Raw genomic sequence first — 15,821 nt, 5'->3', positions numbered from 1 at the left:
CCTCACATCAGCTGTTGCGCCGCACCCACCGTCCGGTTGGTGTTGAGCAAAGTTCTCGGGCTGACATGGCGTTCGAAATAACCGGGATTTTCGCGCAGAATCTCACTGTAAACCCTGATCCCGAAATCGATCCAGTCGCGCATCAGGTCGCAATAATGGTAGGTCGGCTTGTTGATGTCGTCATAGGTCGCGTAAGATTCGTGATAACAGCCGCCGGAACACAGGTTCCGGATCCGGCAGGTGTCGCACCAGGTGCCCTCCCGGTCGGCCCGACCCTCGAGAAAGGCGCCGAGCTCCTTCTTCTTGATGCCCGTGTCCACCGAGCCATAGGTGTCAATATCCGAGCCGGTGAAACGGTGACAGAGATTGAGATCGCCCGCGTGATCCACCGCCAGCAGGCCAATACCCGCGCCACAGGGCAGCGCCTTCTTGGTGCCCTCATACAGATCCGTCATCAGCTGATGCATGTTGGAAAAACCGGTATTCTCGCCGCGCAGCGCCGCATCGCGGTAAGCAAGGCCAAGGCTTTTCATATTCTCGAACACCTCGTGCAATTCTGTATTGCTGAGGTTAAACAGCGAAATATCACCCGAGGTCACCGGTGCGAAGCCCACCTCGGCAAAGCCCAGATCATATTTGAGATGGGCGTGGATCGCCTCCACATCCGTGACCCCCGCGGTCAGCGTCACCCGCGCCCCCACCGGCCGGGCGCTATAGCGGTCCAGCAGCATCCGGGCCTTCTTCGCCACCACATCATAGGTGCCCTTGCCGCCGATGGTCTTGCGGTTCTTGTCATGCACCGCCTTCGGCCCGTCCATGCTGATGGCGATGCCGAATTTATGGGCGTTGAGATAATCGATGATGTCTTCCGTGAGCAGCGTCGCGTTGGTGGTCAGGGAGAAATCCACCTTCTTGCCCAGCGCCGCGCAACGTTCCTCGGCATAGGCGACCGCGCCCTTGATCAGCGGCATGTTGCTTAACGGCTCGCCGCCGAAAAAGACCACATTGACCCGGTCGCGGCTCGCACCTTCCTTGAGCAAAAGGTCGATGGATTTCTTCGCGGTATCGAGGCCCATCAGCTCGCCCTTGGCCGGGGTGGTGAGGTCTTCCTTGTAGCAATAGGTGCAACCGAGATTGCAGCCGGTGTTGACATTGAGGATGATGGTGCTCAAGGGGTAATTCTCGATCTTGACCGGCGGAAAATCCGGCCGCAGGTTTTTGTCGAAATCCGGGCCGTCACCCGTGATGATGTCCATCTCGAGGAAGTCCTCGACCACGGCGAGGATGTCATCCGGGCTGTGACGGCCTTCAAAGCGGGCCTCGACATCGGCGCGGCTGACCTCGCCCAGTTCCTTGAACAGGTCGAGCACGTCGCCCGACACCCCGTCCAGATCAAACAGCGACGTCGTCGGGATATGAAACAATATCCGCTGATCCCCCACCGTCACATCATGGGCGTTATGGGCGATAAATTTGAGGCCGCTGGTCATCTCGTCGTACTCCCTTTACATGCCGTCATACCATATTGGCTGGCGTCAGAGAACGAGAATAGCGGATATCCAGGAAAAGGGCTTGTCCGACAGTGCCACGACGCCATGATATCTGCGCCCTTACGGGGGCAAACATCAAAAACCCGGCCAGAAAATCTGGGCGATCTCAGAAATTCAGAATTGCTTCAGAGTTCGCTTTACGCATTCTTAATCTTACTCGATATTCTTGCAGTGTATTGGTTTACGGCTGCGTTCTATCTTCATTCCCGCTCTGTATATATTTTGTGAAGGCAGCGTATTGGCATTCATAGACATAAGAAAGTAAATAGGAATGTTGTCGCACGACACTGTTTTTTTTGCATTAAGGTGTTGCATAAAAACAGGCGCAGAGCCTCCTTGTATATCCTTTTCTTCGTACGTCATGAAATTTTTTAAATGTTTTTGATGAGAAGTAAGCCCTGCCGCTTCAAGCTTTTTATGTATCCCTCTAATATACAATCTGGTTTTTTCAAAAAGCTGAGTTTTATCATATCCAGTCTCATAGTTAAGGTAAGAGATAACACCATCGGACATACGGATATTTAAAACTTCGGATAAAGTTTTATGTGAGTACGAACAATTCCAGCTTTGCTGTCGTGGTGATGATCGTCTTGAGGGGATTTTACTTTTTCGTTCCGGCACGTCAATTCGCTTGCACTCAAGTGACGGCTTTGTTTCGATAAATGCTTCAATATCGTCAGGTGTACTGTTTAAGGAAAGGCCACCTATCTGAATAGTCCGAATAATATCTACCGCATCGTTCTCGCTCGCAAGGGCTGCCTGATATACAAAAAACGACATAAAAGTCATTGTTAATAGGTGTGATAACTTTAGGTTCATTAAAATCAGATTCCTATTATGTATTGCATAGAACTTTTTATTTTTTGTGATATTTTTTTCTGTGCTCTAGGAGGTTGCAGCATTACCTGTGTTTAGCATCTTTGCCTAACAAATGGAATATAAAGTACTTAATATATTCGCGGATTTCCTGCATGCTCTATATCTTGAGCGAAATGGTGGAGCTAAGCGGGTTCGAACCGCTGACCTCTTCGCTGCCAGCGAAGCGCTCTCCCAACTGAGCTATAGCCCCCATTTCCATTTCGGGTGCCGAATCTATTCATCGGCTGGGCAGAACTTATTCATCCTTTCTGCAATTATCAAGCAGAAAAATAAATTTATTCGTCGCCGCTCTTCGGCGTCGGTTTTACAACCACGTCCGCGACATTGGTGTCGTCATCATCGCTCAGGACAACGGTGTTGTCATCGGCGTCGATTTCCACATCATCATCATCCTCGAGCACGTCGAGATCATCGTCTTCTTTGTCATCTTCCTGATCATCTGACACCATTTCCAACGGAGTCATTTTACTCTTCAGAATGATTTCCGGTTTAAATTTATGGTCACAGTCAATGCAGACGATCGGCTCAAAATTACCCAAATCGTAAAATCTTGTGCCACATTTCGGGCACTGTCGTTTGGTACCCCATTCCGGATTAGCCAACGTAAATCTCCTTAAAGCAAATTCAACACCCTTGATTACGAATAATAAGAGGGCGTGTATTTCTTGAAAGGCAATCGTTTGCCACGGATCATCCTTTCTGTCAAAGCTTATTCGCAGATGAGCTTTCTTTTCTGGCAAAAAATACATGCCAAACCACATATTTTCTGGTCTAAAGCCGGTAAAACATGCTATCTCGGACCCGCCAGATGCCACAACCGAAAAGCCAACAGACTTAAAAAGTACGCAAATTCTATGACACAGCTCTCCTCACATAAAGCCAATGCCCTCACCGGCCGCCTGCGGGTGCCCGGCGACAAATCCATTTCCCATCGTTCCCTGATCATGGGCACCCTCGCCCTTGGCGAAAGCCGCATTTCCGGCCTGCTGGAAGGTGAAGACGTGCTGGACACCGCCAAAGCCATGCGGGCGCTGGGCGCGGATATCAGACGGGACGAGGCCGGCGACTGGCGGGTGATCGGCGTCGGCGTCGGTGGCCTGTGTCAACCGGACACGGCGCTTGATATGGGCAACAGCGGCACCGGCGCACGGCTGGTGATGGGCCTGGTCGCCACCACCCCCCATAGTGTCACCTTCACCGGCGATGCGTCCCTGTCATCCCGCCCCATGAAACGGGTGACCGACCCTCTGACAAAATTCGGCGCAAGCTTCCACGGCGCAAAAGACATGACCCTGCCGCTGACCGTCAGCGGCATCGAAGACCCGCTGCCGATAGAATATGAAGTCCCTGTGGCCTCGGCCCAGGTAAAATCTGCGATTCTGCTCGCCGCCCTCAACACCCCTGGCAAAACCACCGTGATTGAAAAGACCCCGACCCGCGACCATACAGAGCGTATGTTTGAACATTTCGGTGTCGAAATAGCCATTACACCGCACGGCAAAAACACGGCGATCACCGTCACCGGTCAGCCAGAACTCACCGCCCGCGACATGGTGGTGCCGACCGATCCTTCCTCGGCCGCCTTCCCGACGATCGCCGCCCTGATCACCCCCGGCTCCGATATCCTGATCGAAAATGTCGGCATGAATCCGTCGCGCACCGGCATATACACCACCCTGCAGGAAATGGGCGGCGATGTCAGTTTCGTCAACGAACGTCTTGAGTGCGGCGAATCAGTAGCCGACATCCGGGTGCGCTACAGCCCGCTCAACGGCGTTACCGTACCCCAAGACCGCGCCCCCAGCATGATTGATGAATACCCCATCCTCTGCATCGCGGCGAGCTTTGCCACAGGCGAGACCGTCATGCGTGGCCTGGAAGAATTGCGCGTCAAGGAAAGCGACCGGATTTCCGTGATGGTGGCAGGGCTTCAGGCCGCCGGCGTTCAGGTTGTTGAGCATGACGACGGCATGACCATCACCGGCCAGACCAGCATCCCCGGCGGCGCGCTGGTCAAAACCCACCTTGATCACCGCATCGCTATGTCGTTCCTGACGCTCGGCATGGCCAGTGACCAGCCGGTCACCGTCGACGATGGCCGGGTGATTGAAACCAGTTTTCCCGGCTTCCGGGACCTGATGAATGGCCTCGGCGCCCATATCACAGACCAGATCAAGGATCCCGCATGACCGATGACAAAACTTTCGTGATCGCCATTGATGGCCCGGCGGCGTCCGGCAAGGGAACCCTCGCCCGGAAACTCGCCGCACATTTTGACTATGCGCTGCTTGATACCGGCGCCCTTTATCGGGCGGTTGGCCTGAATGTCGCCCGCCACGGCGGAGACCCGGAAAAAGAAGCCGACGCGGTCGCCGCAGCCCGGGCGCTGGGCGACATGGATCTTTCCGACCCGGCCATCCGCGGCGAATCGACCGGCGCCCTGGCCTCAAAAGTGGCGGCGATTCCGGCGGTAAGAGACATTTTACTGGCCTTCCAGAGGGATTTCGCCGAGAGTCCCCCCGGTGGCAAAACCGGCGCCATCCTTGATGGCCGCGACATCGGCACCGTGGTATGCCCCGATGCGGATGTAAAAATATACATCATCGCCGACGTTGAAACCCGCGCAAAACGGCGGTTTCTGGAGCAATATGGCCCAAACGGCACCGAGGCCCAGTACGAGGCCATTCTCGCCGACCTCGTCCAGCGCGACGCCCGCGATATGAATCGCAGCACAGCCCCGCTGAAACCCGCCAAAAACGCGCACTTGCTTGACACAACAAATTCGGATATAGAAGCCGTGTTCGAAGCGGCCCTCGGGCTGATTTCGAAAGAACAAGCAAACGTCTGACCTTTTAAAAAGTGATTTAAAGGGAAGGGTGTTTATATGTTCATGCGACGTATTCATACGCCGTATTGACTATGGTTTCCAAGACCGCCGGAGACAACCGGCAGGCCTGACAAAATATGATTATTGAAAGAGAAATTTTTACATGACGACTGAACAAATGACACCAAGTACCGATGACTTTGCAGCAATGCTTGACGAAGTTTTCGGCGAAAACGAAAGATTTGACGGTAAAGTAGTTACCGGCACCATTATCGCCCTTGATAAAGAAGCAGCGGTAATCGACATCGGCCTGAAAGCAGAAGGCCGTGTCCAGTTAAAAGAATTCGCCAGCCCCGGACAACCGGCTGAACTGGCCGTCGGCGACAAAGTTGACATCTTCGTTGAGCGCATCGAGAATGCCACAGGCGAAGCTATCCTGTCCCGCGAAAAAGCCCGCAGAGAAGAGTCCTGGACTCAACTGGAAAAATCCTACGAATCAGAAGAACGCGTTAACGGCGTTATCTTCGGCCGTGTTAAAGGCGGCTTCACCGTTGACCTTAACGGCGCCGTGGCCTTCCTGCCAGGATCCCAGGTTGATGTCCGTCCGATCCGCGACGTGACACCGCTGATGAATATTTCACAGCCTTTCCAGATCCTGAAAATGGACCGCAAGCGGGGCAACATCGTTGTTTCCCGTCGTGCTATTCTGGAAGAAACACGCGCCGAACAGCGTGCTGAACTGATCACAACCCTGGTCGACGGTCAGGTTGTTGAAGGCATCGTCAAAAACATCACCGATTACGGCGCCTTTGTCGATCTCGGCGGTATTGACGGCCTGCTGCATGTTACCGACATTTCCTGGAAGCGGATCAACCACCCTTCCGAAGTCCTGAACATCGGCGACACCATCAAAGTTCAGATCATTCGCCTGAACCCGGACACACAGCGTATCTCCCTCGGCATGAAACAGCTGCAGGAAGATCCATGGTCCTCTGTTGAGCAACGCTTCCCGATCGACAGCAAGCTCAAAGGCCGCATCACCAACATCACCGATTACGGTGCTTTTGTTGAGCTGGAAGAAGGCATCGAAGGTCTGGTTCACGTCTCTGAAATGAGCTGGGTCAAGAAAAACGTACACCCTGGTAAAATCGTTTCCACAAGTCAGGAAGTCGAAGTCAAGGTTCTGGAAATCGATCCGGAAAAACGTCGCATCAGCCTTGGTCTGAAGCAGTGTCTTGACAATCCTTGGGAAACATTCGCGGAACGCTTCCCGGTTGGTTCTGAAATCGAAGGCGACATCAAGAACATCACTGAATTCGGTATGTTCATCGGTCTTGACGGCGGCGACGTCGACGGCATGGTTCATCTGTCTGACCTGGATTGGAATAAATCCGGCGAGCAGGCCCTGGCCGAATACAAAAAAGGCGATGTTACCAAAGCTGTTATTCTTGACGTTGACGTTGAAAAAGAACGTATCTCCCTTGGCATCAAGCAGTTGACAAAAGACCCAATGGGCAATGTCGACGGCCTGAAAAAAGGTGGTACCGTGACCTGTACAATTACCAAAGTCACTGAAAACGGCCTTGACGTCACCCTCGGTGAAGACGACCAGATCATGGAAGCCTTCATCCGTCGCGCTGACCTCAGCCGTGACCGGTCCGAGCAACGCCCTGAGCGTTTCTCCGTTGGCGATAAAGTCGACGCGATGGTTACAGCTTTCGACAAGAAAAGCCGCAAAATTGGCCTCAGCATCAAAGCTCTTGAATTTGCAGAAGAGAAAGAAGCTGTGGAACAGTACGGTTCTTCCGACAGTGGCGCGAGCCTCGGCGACATCCTCGGCGCCGCTCTGGCCGCTAAGAAAGACGACGAATAAGCACATCTAACGCTTTACGTCCAAGACATTCAAAAGGTCCGTCTGGTTTTCCAGGCGGGCCTTTTTTACGCGCCCCGGGCTAACATATTCGCCTGTATAATGATTCTCTGAATTTCCTCTCCCCGCGGCCTTTCTCCCATGGAAAAGCTGCAAAATGATCTATTTTCCATATGATTTTTCCCTAAAAGGTGAAATAATGCCGCTTTTTTAGGGACTTAACCTTGACGAGATGAAAACTCTCTGGCACCCTGTAGGCCAGTATTTGCAATAATGCACAATAAGAATAACTCAATAAGGGAATAGCTGATGATAAAGTCGGAGCTGATTGCACGTTTGGTAGAAGCCAACCCTCATCTTTATCAGCGTGACGTGGAACGGATCGTCAACACCATCTTCGAAGAAATCACAACCGCGCTTGCCGATGGCAACCGGGTGGAGCTTCGCGGGTTTGGCGCTTTTTCTGTCAAGCATCGTCCAAGCCGCGTAGGCCGCAACCCGCGCACCGGGGAAACCGTTAATGTGCCGGAAAAACATGTGCCCTATTTCAAAACCGGCAAGGATCTGCGGGAACGGCTGAACGGTAAATAAGACCACCCGCCTCGTCTAGAAGATCCCGTCCTCTGCAGAGCATTGATTTTACGTCAATGCTCTCTACATACATGATATTTGCTGATATGCTGTCACCCCCCGAACCATTCGCCCTCGTGGCAGCTTTTCAACCGGACCCGTGATCATGCGCTATTTGACCCTCGCCCTCTTCACTCTCTTCACCCTCTTCTGCATCATTGTCGCCGTCGCCAACCGGACCGCCGTGTCCTTCAGCCTGTATCCGTTACCTTTTCAATGGGACCTGCCGTTGTTCGCCTTGTTGTTCATCGGTATTTTCATCGGCCTTGGCGCCGGATTTGGCGTGGTTCTGCTGAAATCGATCAAACAGGCCCGCCTCACCCGGCAGCAAAATAAAAAGATCCGCGACCTGGAACAGCAGGTGAAAAACCTGACCCCCGCCGAAAAACCGGAAACACTTCCCGAGGCTTGATTGTCTCCTTTCGCCACAGGCGATCGGTTTATTACCCGGCACATCATAAAACCCTTGTCATCCGGGGCCGTTCATGAGAAAAAAGCAGCCAAACGCGCCGCCTGATCGCCCGAAGAACTGACCGACTCACGGGCCCGATGACGGCGCAGCTGACACCCAAGGATGATTTCATGGCTGAACTGACCGCTTCTGACCGTATTTTATGCGCCCTGGACACCACCGATCCGGACAAGGCCACCTCCCTCGCCACACAATTACGGGGCGCGGTCGGCGGGGTTAAGCTCGGCCTTGAATTCTTCGGCGCCTGTGGCCCGCAAGGCTTTGCCGAGGTCGCCAAGGCCGGCATGCCGATCTTCCTTGATCTGAAACTGCATGATATTCCCCATACGGTGGCCCAGGCGATTCACGCCCTGATGCCCTTGCGGCCCATGATCATGACCATCCACAGCGGCGGCGGCGCCCCGATGATGAAAGCCGCTGCAGAAGCCGCCACCCAAGCCGCCGAGAAAATCGGCTGCCCGCGCCCGATCATTGTCGGCGTCACCATTCTCACCAGCCTTGACGAGCAGGATATTGCCGCTGTCGGTCTGACCACCCCGGTGGAAGCCCAGGTGGTGCGCATGGCCCGCCTCGCCCAGGACAGCGGTCTCGACGGTGTGGTCTGTTCCCCCTTTGAAATCAGCGCCATTCGCGCAGCCTGCGGTCCCGACTTTAAACTGGTCGTGCCCGGCATTCGTCCCCAGGGCAGCGCCAAGGGCGACCAGAAACGCATTATGACACCTGATCAGGCGGTCTCCCTCGGCGCCGATTATATTGTGATCGGTCGTCCTATCACGCAAGCCGCGGACCCGGTTGCCGCCGCCCGTCAAATCGCCGGGGAAGTGAACAAGGCATGACATCCGTCCAGGCCAAAATATGTGGCATCACCACCCGCGACAGCCTGGAGGTTGCCGTGCGGAACGGGGCCCGTTATATCGGCTTTGTATTTTTTGACCGTTCACCCCGCAATATCAGCCTTGCCGAGGCCCGAGCGCTGGCGGCCCATGTCCCGGACCATGTCACCCTGTGCGGGGTCTTTGTCAATCCCGCTGACGCTGATCTCGCCGCCACCCTTGATCGGGTGCCGTTGGGGCTTATTCAGCTACACGGCTCTGAATCTCCCGAACGTGTGCGCGAGGTCAAGGACCGTTTCCAGCTGCCGGTGATGAAAGCCTTCGCCGTGCGGGGTAAAGACGATATCACCCGCGCCGACCAATATGCCACCATCGCCGATATGCTGCTCTTTGATGCCAAGGCCCCGGAAAATATGACCGACGCCCTGCCCGGCGGCAACGGTCTCAGTTTTGACTGGCGCCTGATCAAGGATCACGACTGGTCGGTACCCTGGATGCTGTCCGGTGGTCTCACGCCGGAAAATGTCAATGATGCTTTGCGCCAGAGCGGCGCTCATATGGTTGACGTGTCTAGCGGGGTCGAAGACCACCCGGGCGTAAAAAGCCTCGACAAAATTTCCACCTTTCTCAAGGCGGTGCAGAGCCATAAAGCCAAAGCCACAAGGAATTGTTCATGAGCCACACAAAAAATACCTACCGGTCCGGCCCGGACAGCGATGGCCGCTTCGGCGACTTTGGCGGTCGTTTCGTTTCCGAAACGCTGATGCCGCTGATCCTCGATCTGGAAAAGGCCTATGAGGTGTCCAAGACCGATCGCGAATTCCAGGCGGAGTTTGACTATCTGCTGAAAGAATTCGTTGGTCGTCCAAGCCCGCTTTATTTCGCCGAACGGCTGACTGAACATCTCGGGGGCGCCAAGATCTATTTCAAGCGTGAAGAACTTAACCACACCGGCGCCCACAAGATCAATAATTGTGTCGGGCAGATTCTGCTGGCGCGTCGCATGGGCAAGACCCGCATTATCGCCGAAACCGGCGCCGGCCAGCATGGTGTCGCCACCGCCACCGTCTGCGCCCATTTTGGCATGAAATGCGTCGTCTATATGGGGGCCAAGGATATTGAACGGCAAAAACCCAATGTCTTCCGTATGAAACTGCTCGGGGCGGAAATCATGCCGGTGACCTGCGGTTCCGAAAGCCTGAAAGACGCCATGAACGAAGCCATGCGCGACTGGGTCGCCAATGTCGACGATACTTTTTATATCATCGGCACCGCCGCCGGACCGCATCCTTATCCGGAACTGGTGCGGGACTTTCAGTCAGTCATCGGCACCGAAACCCGCGCGCAAATTCTCGAGAAGGAAGGCCGTCTGCCCGACAGCCTGGTCGCCTGCGTCGGCGGCGGGTCCAACGCCATCGGCCTGTTCCATCCCTTTCTCGACGATGACATTACCATGTATGGCGTCGAGGCGGCCGGACATGGTGTCGATACGGATAAACATGCCGCGTCCCTCACTGGCGGCAAGCCGGGGGTTCTGCATGGCAACCGCACCTACCTGCTGATGGATGACGACGGCCAGATCGAAGAAGCCCATTCCATTTCCGCCGGCCTGGATTATCCCGGCATCGGCCCGGAACACAGCTGGCTGCATCACATCAAACGGGTGCAATATGTCCCTGTCACCGACCGGGAAGCACTCGACGCTTTCCAGCTGTGCAGCGAAATGGAAGGCATCATTCCGGCGCTGGAAAGTGCCCATGCCATCGCCTATATCCAGAAACTTGCCCCCACCCTGCCGAAAGACCATATCATGGTCATGAACCTCAGCGGGCGCGGCGACAAAGACATATTCACCGTGGCCCAGGCCATGGGCGCGGAGATTTGAGACCATGACTGTATCCCGGATAGAGAAAAAATTCGCCGCCCTGAAACAGGAAGGCCGCGCCGGTCTGGTGACCTTCACCACCGCCGGAGATCCCGATTACGCCACCGCCCTGAGGGTTCTGAAAGGCCTGCCCGGGGCCGGCGCCGATATCATCGAGCTTGGCATGCCTTTTTCCGATCCGATGGCCGACGGCCCGGCGATTCAGGCCAGCAGCATCCGCGCCCTGAAAGGGGGCATGACCACGCGGCGCACCCTGGATATGGTGCAGGAGTTCCGCGAAGAGGATCAGACGACGCCGATCATCCTGATGGGCTATTATAACCCGGTCTATATTTACGGCGTCGATCGCTTCCTTAAGGACGCGCTGGAAGCCGGGGTGGACGGCCTGATCATCGTCGATCTGCCGCCGGAAGAAGACCGCGAACTGGCGATTCCCTGCAAGGCCGCCGGCATGGGCTGCATCCATCTGGCCACCCCGACCACGGACAGCGCCCGTCTCGACAAGATTCTGGCGCAGGCCTCCGGTTTCCTGTATTATGTCTCCATTGCCGGAATTACCGGCACGCGGGTGCCGGATCTGAAACCGGTCCAGGCCGCCGTAGAGATGATCCGTAAGCAGACAGAGTTGCCGGTCGCCGTCGGCTTCGGCATCAAGACGCCGGAAAATGCCGCGGGCTTCGCCAAATTTGCCGATGCCGTCGTAGTGGGCTCGGCCATCGTCTCTATCGTCGCAGAGAATATTACACAAGAAGGACTTGCAAATTCTGCGCTAGAGAGTAGAGTCCTTGACTTTGTTAAATCCCTTGCTGACGGCGTCCATAAAGCGCGGTTTTAAGGGCAGAAAAATTCAGGCAACAAGATAACAACAAGGGTGTAGTATGAACTGGATTACCAATTTCGTGCGTCCGAAAATCAGAGCGGTTCTCGAAAATAAAAAAGAGACGCCCGATAACCTGTGGCATAAATGTAAAGGCTGTGGGCAACTGCTGTATTTGAAGGATTATCTCGAGGTTCAGTCCGTCTGTAGCCATTGCGGTTTTCATGGCCGCATTGATCCGGTCACCCGTTTCAAGACCACCTTCAATGACGGCGAATACACCTTGATTGATGTTCCAAAGCCCGTTGAGGATCCCCTGAAATTCCGCGACCAGAAACGTTACACCGATCGCCTGAAGGCCGCCCGCGCCAAAAGCGATTTTGATGACGCCATGGCGGTTGCCTACGGTAAGGTCGGCACAGTCAATGCGGTTCTCGCCGTGCAAAGCTTTCTGTTCATGGGCGGTTCCATGGGCATGGCCGTCGGCAATGGCATTGTCGCCGCCGCCGAAACCGCCGTCGCGAAAAAAGCGCCATTGGTGTTGTTTGCCGCCGCCGGCGGGGCCCGCATGCAGGAAGGTATTCTGTCCCTGATGCAGATGCCCCGCACCACCGTGGCGGTTGAAATGGTCAAAGACGCCGGACTGCCCTATATCGTGGTGCTGACTGACCCGACCACGGGCGGGGTCACGGCCTCCTACGCCATGCTCGGCGATGTCCAGATTGCCGAACCCAACGCCCTGATCTGCTTTGCCGGTCCCCGGGTGATCAAGGACACCATCCGCGAAGAACTGCCGGAAGGATTCCAGAAATCAGAATATCTGTTTGAACATGGTATGGTCGACATGATCGTTCATCGCCATGAAATGCGGGATAACCTGATCAATCTGCTGAGCCTTCTGATGAAGCAGCCCAAAGCGGCGTAATGCAGCCATGACACGGCCTTCCGATCAGGTGCTGGAAAGACTGTTCCGCCTGCATCCCAAAAAAATAGACCTGAGCCTGGACCGCATGACGGCCCTACTCGACCGGTTGGGCAACCCCGAACGGCGCCTGCCGCCGGTCATCCATGTCGCCGGCACCAATGGCAAGGGATCGACCACAGCTTACCTCCGCGCCATTTTGGAAGCTCAGGGTCTGCGCGTGCATGTCTACAGTTCACCGCATCTGGTGCGCTTCGCCGAACGCATCCGGCTCGCCGGTAAAATCATCGACGAAGATATCCTGTATCGCCACCTTGTTGAGTGTGAAGAGATCAACGGCAGCACCCCGATCACCTATTTCGAGATCACCACCGCCATTGCCCTGAAAGCCTTTGCCGATCATCCGGCGGATGTGTTGCTGCTGGAAGTGGGGCTTGGGGGCAGGCTGGACGCGACCAATGTCATTGATCAGCCCCTGTCCACCGTCATCACCCCGGTTTCGGTCGACCATGAACAGTTTCTCGGGTCCGATCTTGCCGGCATTGCCCGGGAAAAGGCCGGCATCGCCAAGACGGGCGCGCCCCTGGTCCTTGCCCGGCAGACCCCGGTCGCACAGGAAGCCATTCTGGCCTGCGCCGACCAGGTGGGCGCCCCGACCATTGCCTACGGCGCATGGACAGTCAGCGCCACTGATGACGGCTTTCTTTATCGCGACGATTACGGAGCACTGGCCTTGCCGCTCCCCAACCTGAAAGGCCCCCACCAGATCCATAACGCCGGGCTGGCGATTGCCTGCCTGCGGCATCAGAACCGCCTGCCGGTTTCAGATGCCGCGATCCGGTCTGGCGTGATGTCCGCCCGCTGGCCGGCGCGACTGCAGAATATCACGGACAGCGCCTTTGGCCATCTGTTGCCCGAGGGCAGTGAACTGTGGCTTGACGGCGGACATAACCCGGCGGCGGGACAAATTCTGGCGGACCATTTCGCCCAACAGCATGACCTGCCCCTGTATCTTATCTGCGGTATGATGGCCAACAAGGATGCCGCGGGCTTTCTCGCACCTCTCCGTCCTCATGTCACGGCGCTCTATGGTGTTACGGTGGTGGGGGAAGACAGTCATGCGGCAGAAGACATCACGGCCTTCGCCCAGGGGCTCTCTCTCGCCGCAGAGCCCAGCACAACGCCTCAACAGGCGCTGCAGCATATCGCCGGGCACAGCAAAGGCCATGCCGTACGGGTGCTGATTTGCGGGTCACTTTATCTAGCAGGACAGATTCTGGATCAAAATGATCTGTTGCCGGACTAGACAAAACGATTTCTAGTCTTGTGTTTCCTGATCCAGCCTCAGACAATTGCGGCCTTGACGTTTGGCTTCATACAGGGCCTGATCGGCCGCCTGCATGGTATCATCAAAACTATCGTGCAACGCCCGGCACATGCCGATGCTGATGCTGACATGGACCTTCTCCCCATCGACCAGAAAGGCCTGATCGGCAATGGACAGACGCAGGGTTTCTAAACGTTCAATTGCCTTTTCCACATCAGTGTTTTTCAGAATGATACAAAATTCCTCGCCCCCAAAACGCGCCACCATATCCTGCTTGGTGACATAACCCGTAAAGGCGTTGGAAATTTCAATAAGTATTTCATCCCCGACCTGGTGGCCATAATTGTCATTAATCTTCTTGAAATAATCAATGTCGATCATCGCCAGGATTGTCGCGGCTTTTTTCGCCGGGGAATCCTGATATAGCGCTTCACCAAATTCAAACAGATGGCGACGATTATAAAGACCCGTCAGGGCGTCGCGATATGCGCTTTGCCGCAACTCGTTGATCAGGACAGTAATTTCAAGGTTTTGTGATACCCGGCAAAGCAATTCTTCATAGCTGAACGGTTTGTGAATGAAGTCATTCGCCCCCAGTTTAAGAAACTGCACCGCGAAATCATCCCGCCCTAACCCGGTTACCCCGATGATCGGCAGCTTATTTTTTGGATAAGACTTTCGCACCCGGCGGGTCAGTTCAAAACCGTCAATATGCGGCATGTTATAATCTGTCAGGATCATATTAATATCCCCCTGCTGATCCAGCATCTCGAGGGCTTCACGGCCATCTTCGGCCTCAATCACCGTCAGGAACTGCCGACTTAAATGCGCCACCAGAATTTTCCGGCTGATCAATGTATCTTCGACCACCATTACCGTCAGATGGCGGTTCAGCAGAAGTCGCCGCAACAAAGAAATCAGATAATCCAGGCTGGCGGTGTTGTCCTTTGAAATACAGTCAATGGCGCCCCGGCTGTAATAATAATCAAGCCGTTCCCGCGTGCTGCTGCTGCTGAGTATAATGGAAGGGATTTGCTGAGCATGGGTAAGTTCGATGATTTCGCCATTCCCAGCATCGGGCAGACACAAATCCAGCAATGCAATAAAGAACGCCCCGTCTCCGGCTGCGCTGATCGCCGCCTGGGCGTTTTTATAATTCTCAACAAAGACAGGTTCGACTTCCTTGAAAACTCTGAGTTTATGCCGTAACGCTTTTATGAAGAATTTGCTGTCTTCAACAACCAGAACCTTCAATTTACTTTCTGACATAGGCGGGTTTTTTCCAAGCTGACAACGTTTAATAGAATTTCCTTATATATCAGTAAAGCACACCGCTTAAGAAGCCGTTAACCCCCTGCTGATGGAGCCGGCATAAAAAAAGCGCGGCATTGCCGCGCTTTTAGACCGCTGCTCCGTGAAGGATCAGCTGTTTTCTTTGACCCAGGATTCCAGGTCAGATTTGGAACAGAGGCCGACTTTCATCGCCGCCACTTCACCGTCCTTGAACAGAAGCATGGTTGGAATGCTGCGCACGCCATATCGGGTCGGGGCTTCCGGGTTTTCATCAATATTGACCTTGGCGATGGTCAAAGCGTCGCCCATTTCACCAGACATCTGATCGAGAATAGGGCCCAGCTGTTTACAGGGGCCGCACCATTCCGCCCAGAAATCGACCAGTACCGGTCCGCTGGCGTTCATGACTTTTGCTTCAAATTCACTATCCGTGACGGCAATAATGCTCATTATTCTATCATTCCTTATATCAAAGTAAAACTATAGACCAAATGTAGGAAGCAGGTGGCATTCCGT

Annotated in this window: 16 protein-coding genes and 1 tRNA gene; 11 read left to right on the top strand and 6 right to left on the bottom strand. The window is 54.7% G+C overall.

What is annotated here, in order from left to right; translation table 11 throughout:
- Window positions 1-2: 2 nt before the first annotated feature.
- The 4 genes from peaB to FIV45_RS01060 all read right to left on the bottom strand — a co-directional run bounded on the left by peaB (window position 3) and on the right by FIV45_RS01060 (window position 3,031).
- Window positions 3-1,490 carry a quinohemoprotein amine dehydrogenase maturation protein gene (gene peaB, locus FIV45_RS01075; RefSeq protein WP_139932288.1) on the bottom strand — a complete coding sequence of 496 codons (1,488 nt, stop codon included), beginning with the start codon at window positions 1,488-1,490 and terminating at the stop codon, window positions 3-5.
- Window positions 1,491-1,703: 213 nt separating this feature from the next.
- Window positions 1,704-2,369 carry a hypothetical protein gene (locus FIV45_RS01070; RefSeq protein ID WP_099474352.1) on the bottom strand — a complete coding sequence of 222 codons (666 nt, stop codon included), beginning with the start codon at window positions 2,367-2,369 and terminating at the stop codon, window positions 1,704-1,706.
- 174 nt (window positions 2,370-2,543) lie between these two features.
- A tRNA-Ala gene (locus FIV45_RS01065) sits at window positions 2,544-2,619 on the bottom strand.
- Window positions 2,620-2,704: 85 nt separating this feature from the next.
- The gene (locus FIV45_RS01060) at window positions 2,705-3,031 is read right to left on the bottom strand and encodes an FYDLN acid domain-containing protein (protein ID WP_099474499.1); all 327 of its coding nucleotides are present in this window, start codon (window positions 3,029-3,031) and stop codon (window positions 2,705-2,707) included.
- A 252-nt stretch (window positions 3,032-3,283) separates the two neighbouring features.
- Between FIV45_RS01060 and aroA the strand changes: the two genes are divergently transcribed.
- The 11 genes from aroA to FIV45_RS01005 all read left to right on the top strand — a co-directional run bounded on the left by aroA (window position 3,284) and on the right by FIV45_RS01005 (window position 13,991).
- Window positions 3,284-4,618: a 3-phosphoshikimate 1-carboxyvinyltransferase gene (aroA, locus tag FIV45_RS01055; protein WP_099474354.1), complete on the top strand. Its 1,335-nt coding sequence runs from the start codon at window positions 3,284-3,286 to the stop codon at window positions 4,616-4,618.
- Window positions 4,615-5,277, top strand: coding sequence for a (d)CMP kinase (gene cmk / locus FIV45_RS01050; RefSeq protein ID WP_099474357.1), 663 nt, complete (start codon window positions 4,615-4,617; stop codon window positions 5,275-5,277). Before aroA ends, cmk begins: the two co-directional genes overlap by 4 nt.
- 142 nt (window positions 5,278-5,419) lie before the next feature.
- The gene (rpsA, locus tag FIV45_RS01045; protein WP_099474359.1) at window positions 5,420-7,129 is read left to right on the top strand and encodes a 30S ribosomal protein S1; all 1,710 of its coding nucleotides are present in this window, start codon (window positions 5,420-5,422) and stop codon (window positions 7,127-7,129) included.
- A 306-nt stretch (window positions 7,130-7,435) separates the two neighbouring features.
- Window positions 7,436-7,717: an integration host factor subunit beta gene (locus FIV45_RS01040; protein ID WP_099474361.1), complete on the top strand. Its 282-nt coding sequence runs from the start codon at window positions 7,436-7,438 to the stop codon at window positions 7,715-7,717.
- A gap of 145 nt (window positions 7,718-7,862) precedes the next feature.
- The gene (locus tag FIV45_RS01035; protein WP_099474363.1) at window positions 7,863-8,168 is read left to right on the top strand and encodes a LapA family protein; all 306 of its coding nucleotides are present in this window, start codon (window positions 7,863-7,865) and stop codon (window positions 8,166-8,168) included.
- A gap of 170 nt (window positions 8,169-8,338) precedes the next feature.
- Window positions 8,339-9,064 carry an orotidine-5'-phosphate decarboxylase gene (pyrF, locus tag FIV45_RS01030; protein ID WP_099474501.1) on the top strand — a complete coding sequence of 242 codons (726 nt, stop codon included), beginning with the start codon at window positions 8,339-8,341 and terminating at the stop codon, window positions 9,062-9,064.
- Window positions 9,061-9,738, top strand: a complete 678-nt coding sequence (locus FIV45_RS01025) for a phosphoribosylanthranilate isomerase (RefSeq protein ID WP_099474366.1) — start codon at window positions 9,061-9,063, stop codon at window positions 9,736-9,738. The genes pyrF and FIV45_RS01025 overlap by 4 nt, the downstream gene beginning before the upstream one ends.
- A complete protein-coding gene (gene trpB, locus FIV45_RS01020; protein WP_099474368.1) occupies window positions 9,735-10,946 on the top strand; it encodes a tryptophan synthase subunit beta in 1,212 nt (403 codons plus the stop codon). The genes FIV45_RS01025 and trpB overlap by 4 nt, the downstream gene beginning before the upstream one ends.
- Before the next feature lie 4 nt (window positions 10,947-10,950).
- On the top strand, window positions 10,951-11,781 hold the full coding sequence (gene trpA, locus FIV45_RS01015; RefSeq protein WP_099474370.1) for a tryptophan synthase subunit alpha: 831 nt from the start codon (window positions 10,951-10,953) through the stop codon (window positions 11,779-11,781).
- Window positions 11,782-11,824: 43 nt separating this feature from the next.
- Window positions 11,825-12,688, top strand: a complete 864-nt coding sequence (gene accD / locus FIV45_RS01010) for an acetyl-CoA carboxylase, carboxyltransferase subunit beta (RefSeq protein ID WP_099474373.1) — start codon at window positions 11,825-11,827, stop codon at window positions 12,686-12,688.
- Window positions 12,689-12,695: 7 nt separating this feature from the next.
- Window positions 12,696-13,991 carry a bifunctional folylpolyglutamate synthase/dihydrofolate synthase gene (locus tag FIV45_RS01005; RefSeq protein WP_099474375.1) on the top strand — a complete coding sequence of 432 codons (1,296 nt, stop codon included), beginning with the start codon at window positions 12,696-12,698 and terminating at the stop codon, window positions 13,989-13,991.
- A gap of 12 nt (window positions 13,992-14,003) precedes the next feature.
- Here FIV45_RS01005 and FIV45_RS01000 read toward each other — a convergent pair whose 3' ends face one another.
- Both FIV45_RS01000 and trxA read right to left on the bottom strand, forming a co-directional pair.
- Window positions 14,004-15,281, bottom strand: a complete 1,278-nt coding sequence (locus FIV45_RS01000; protein WP_099474378.1) for a GGDEF domain-containing response regulator — start codon at window positions 15,279-15,281, stop codon at window positions 14,004-14,006.
- 153 nt (window positions 15,282-15,434) lie between these two features.
- Window positions 15,435-15,755, bottom strand: a complete 321-nt coding sequence (gene trxA / locus FIV45_RS00995; RefSeq protein ID WP_099474380.1) for a thioredoxin — start codon at window positions 15,753-15,755, stop codon at window positions 15,435-15,437.
- Window positions 15,756-15,821: the final 66 nt, after the last annotated feature.

Origin of the sequence: Paremcibacter congregatus (assembly GCF_006385135.1) — a bacterium.
GTDB lineage: Bacteria > Pseudomonadota > Alphaproteobacteria > Sphingomonadales > Emcibacteraceae > Paremcibacter > Paremcibacter congregatus.
This window is presented reverse-complemented; position numbering and strand designations above follow the sequence as displayed.

What these genes read in the sequence shown, in the direction of transcription:
- FIV45_RS01005 (WP_099474375.1), top strand. Translation starts at nt 12,696, where the DNA reads ATGACACGGCCTTCCGATCAGGTGCTGGAAAGACTGTTCCGCCTGCAT.
- FIV45_RS01035 (WP_099474363.1), top strand. Translation starts at nt 7,863, where the DNA reads ATGCGCTATTTGACCCTCGCCCTCTTCACTCTCTTCACCCTCTTCTGC.
- FIV45_RS01000 (WP_099474378.1), bottom strand. Translation starts at nt 15,281, where the DNA reads ATGTCAGAAAGTAAATTGAAGGTTCTGGTTGTTGAAGACAGCAAATTC.
- trxA (WP_099474380.1), bottom strand. Translation starts at nt 15,755, where the DNA reads ATGAGCATTATTGCCGTCACGGATAGTGAATTTGAAGCAAAAGTCATG.
- peaB (WP_139932288.1), bottom strand. Translation starts at nt 1,490, where the DNA reads ATGACCAGCGGCCTCAAATTTATCGCCCATAACGCCCATGATGTGACG.
- FIV45_RS01040 (WP_099474361.1), top strand. Translation starts at nt 7,436, where the DNA reads ATGATAAAGTCGGAGCTGATTGCACGTTTGGTAGAAGCCAACCCTCAT.
- trpA (WP_099474370.1), top strand. Translation starts at nt 10,951, where the DNA reads ATGACTGTATCCCGGATAGAGAAAAAATTCGCCGCCCTGAAACAGGAA.
- FIV45_RS01070 (WP_099474352.1), bottom strand. Translation starts at nt 2,369, where the DNA reads ATGAACCTAAAGTTATCACACCTATTAACAATGACTTTTATGTCGTTT.
- cmk (WP_099474357.1), top strand. Translation starts at nt 4,615, where the DNA reads ATGACCGATGACAAAACTTTCGTGATCGCCATTGATGGCCCGGCGGCG.
- aroA (WP_099474354.1), top strand. Translation starts at nt 3,284, where the DNA reads ATGACACAGCTCTCCTCACATAAAGCCAATGCCCTCACCGGCCGCCTG.
- FIV45_RS01025 (WP_099474366.1), top strand. Translation starts at nt 9,061, where the DNA reads ATGACATCCGTCCAGGCCAAAATATGTGGCATCACCACCCGCGACAGC.
- trpB (WP_099474368.1), top strand. Translation starts at nt 9,735, where the DNA reads ATGAGCCACACAAAAAATACCTACCGGTCCGGCCCGGACAGCGATGGC.
- accD (WP_099474373.1), top strand. Translation starts at nt 11,825, where the DNA reads ATGAACTGGATTACCAATTTCGTGCGTCCGAAAATCAGAGCGGTTCTC.
- pyrF (WP_099474501.1), top strand. Translation starts at nt 8,339, where the DNA reads ATGGCTGAACTGACCGCTTCTGACCGTATTTTATGCGCCCTGGACACC.
- rpsA (WP_099474359.1), top strand. Translation starts at nt 5,420, where the DNA reads ATGACGACTGAACAAATGACACCAAGTACCGATGACTTTGCAGCAATG.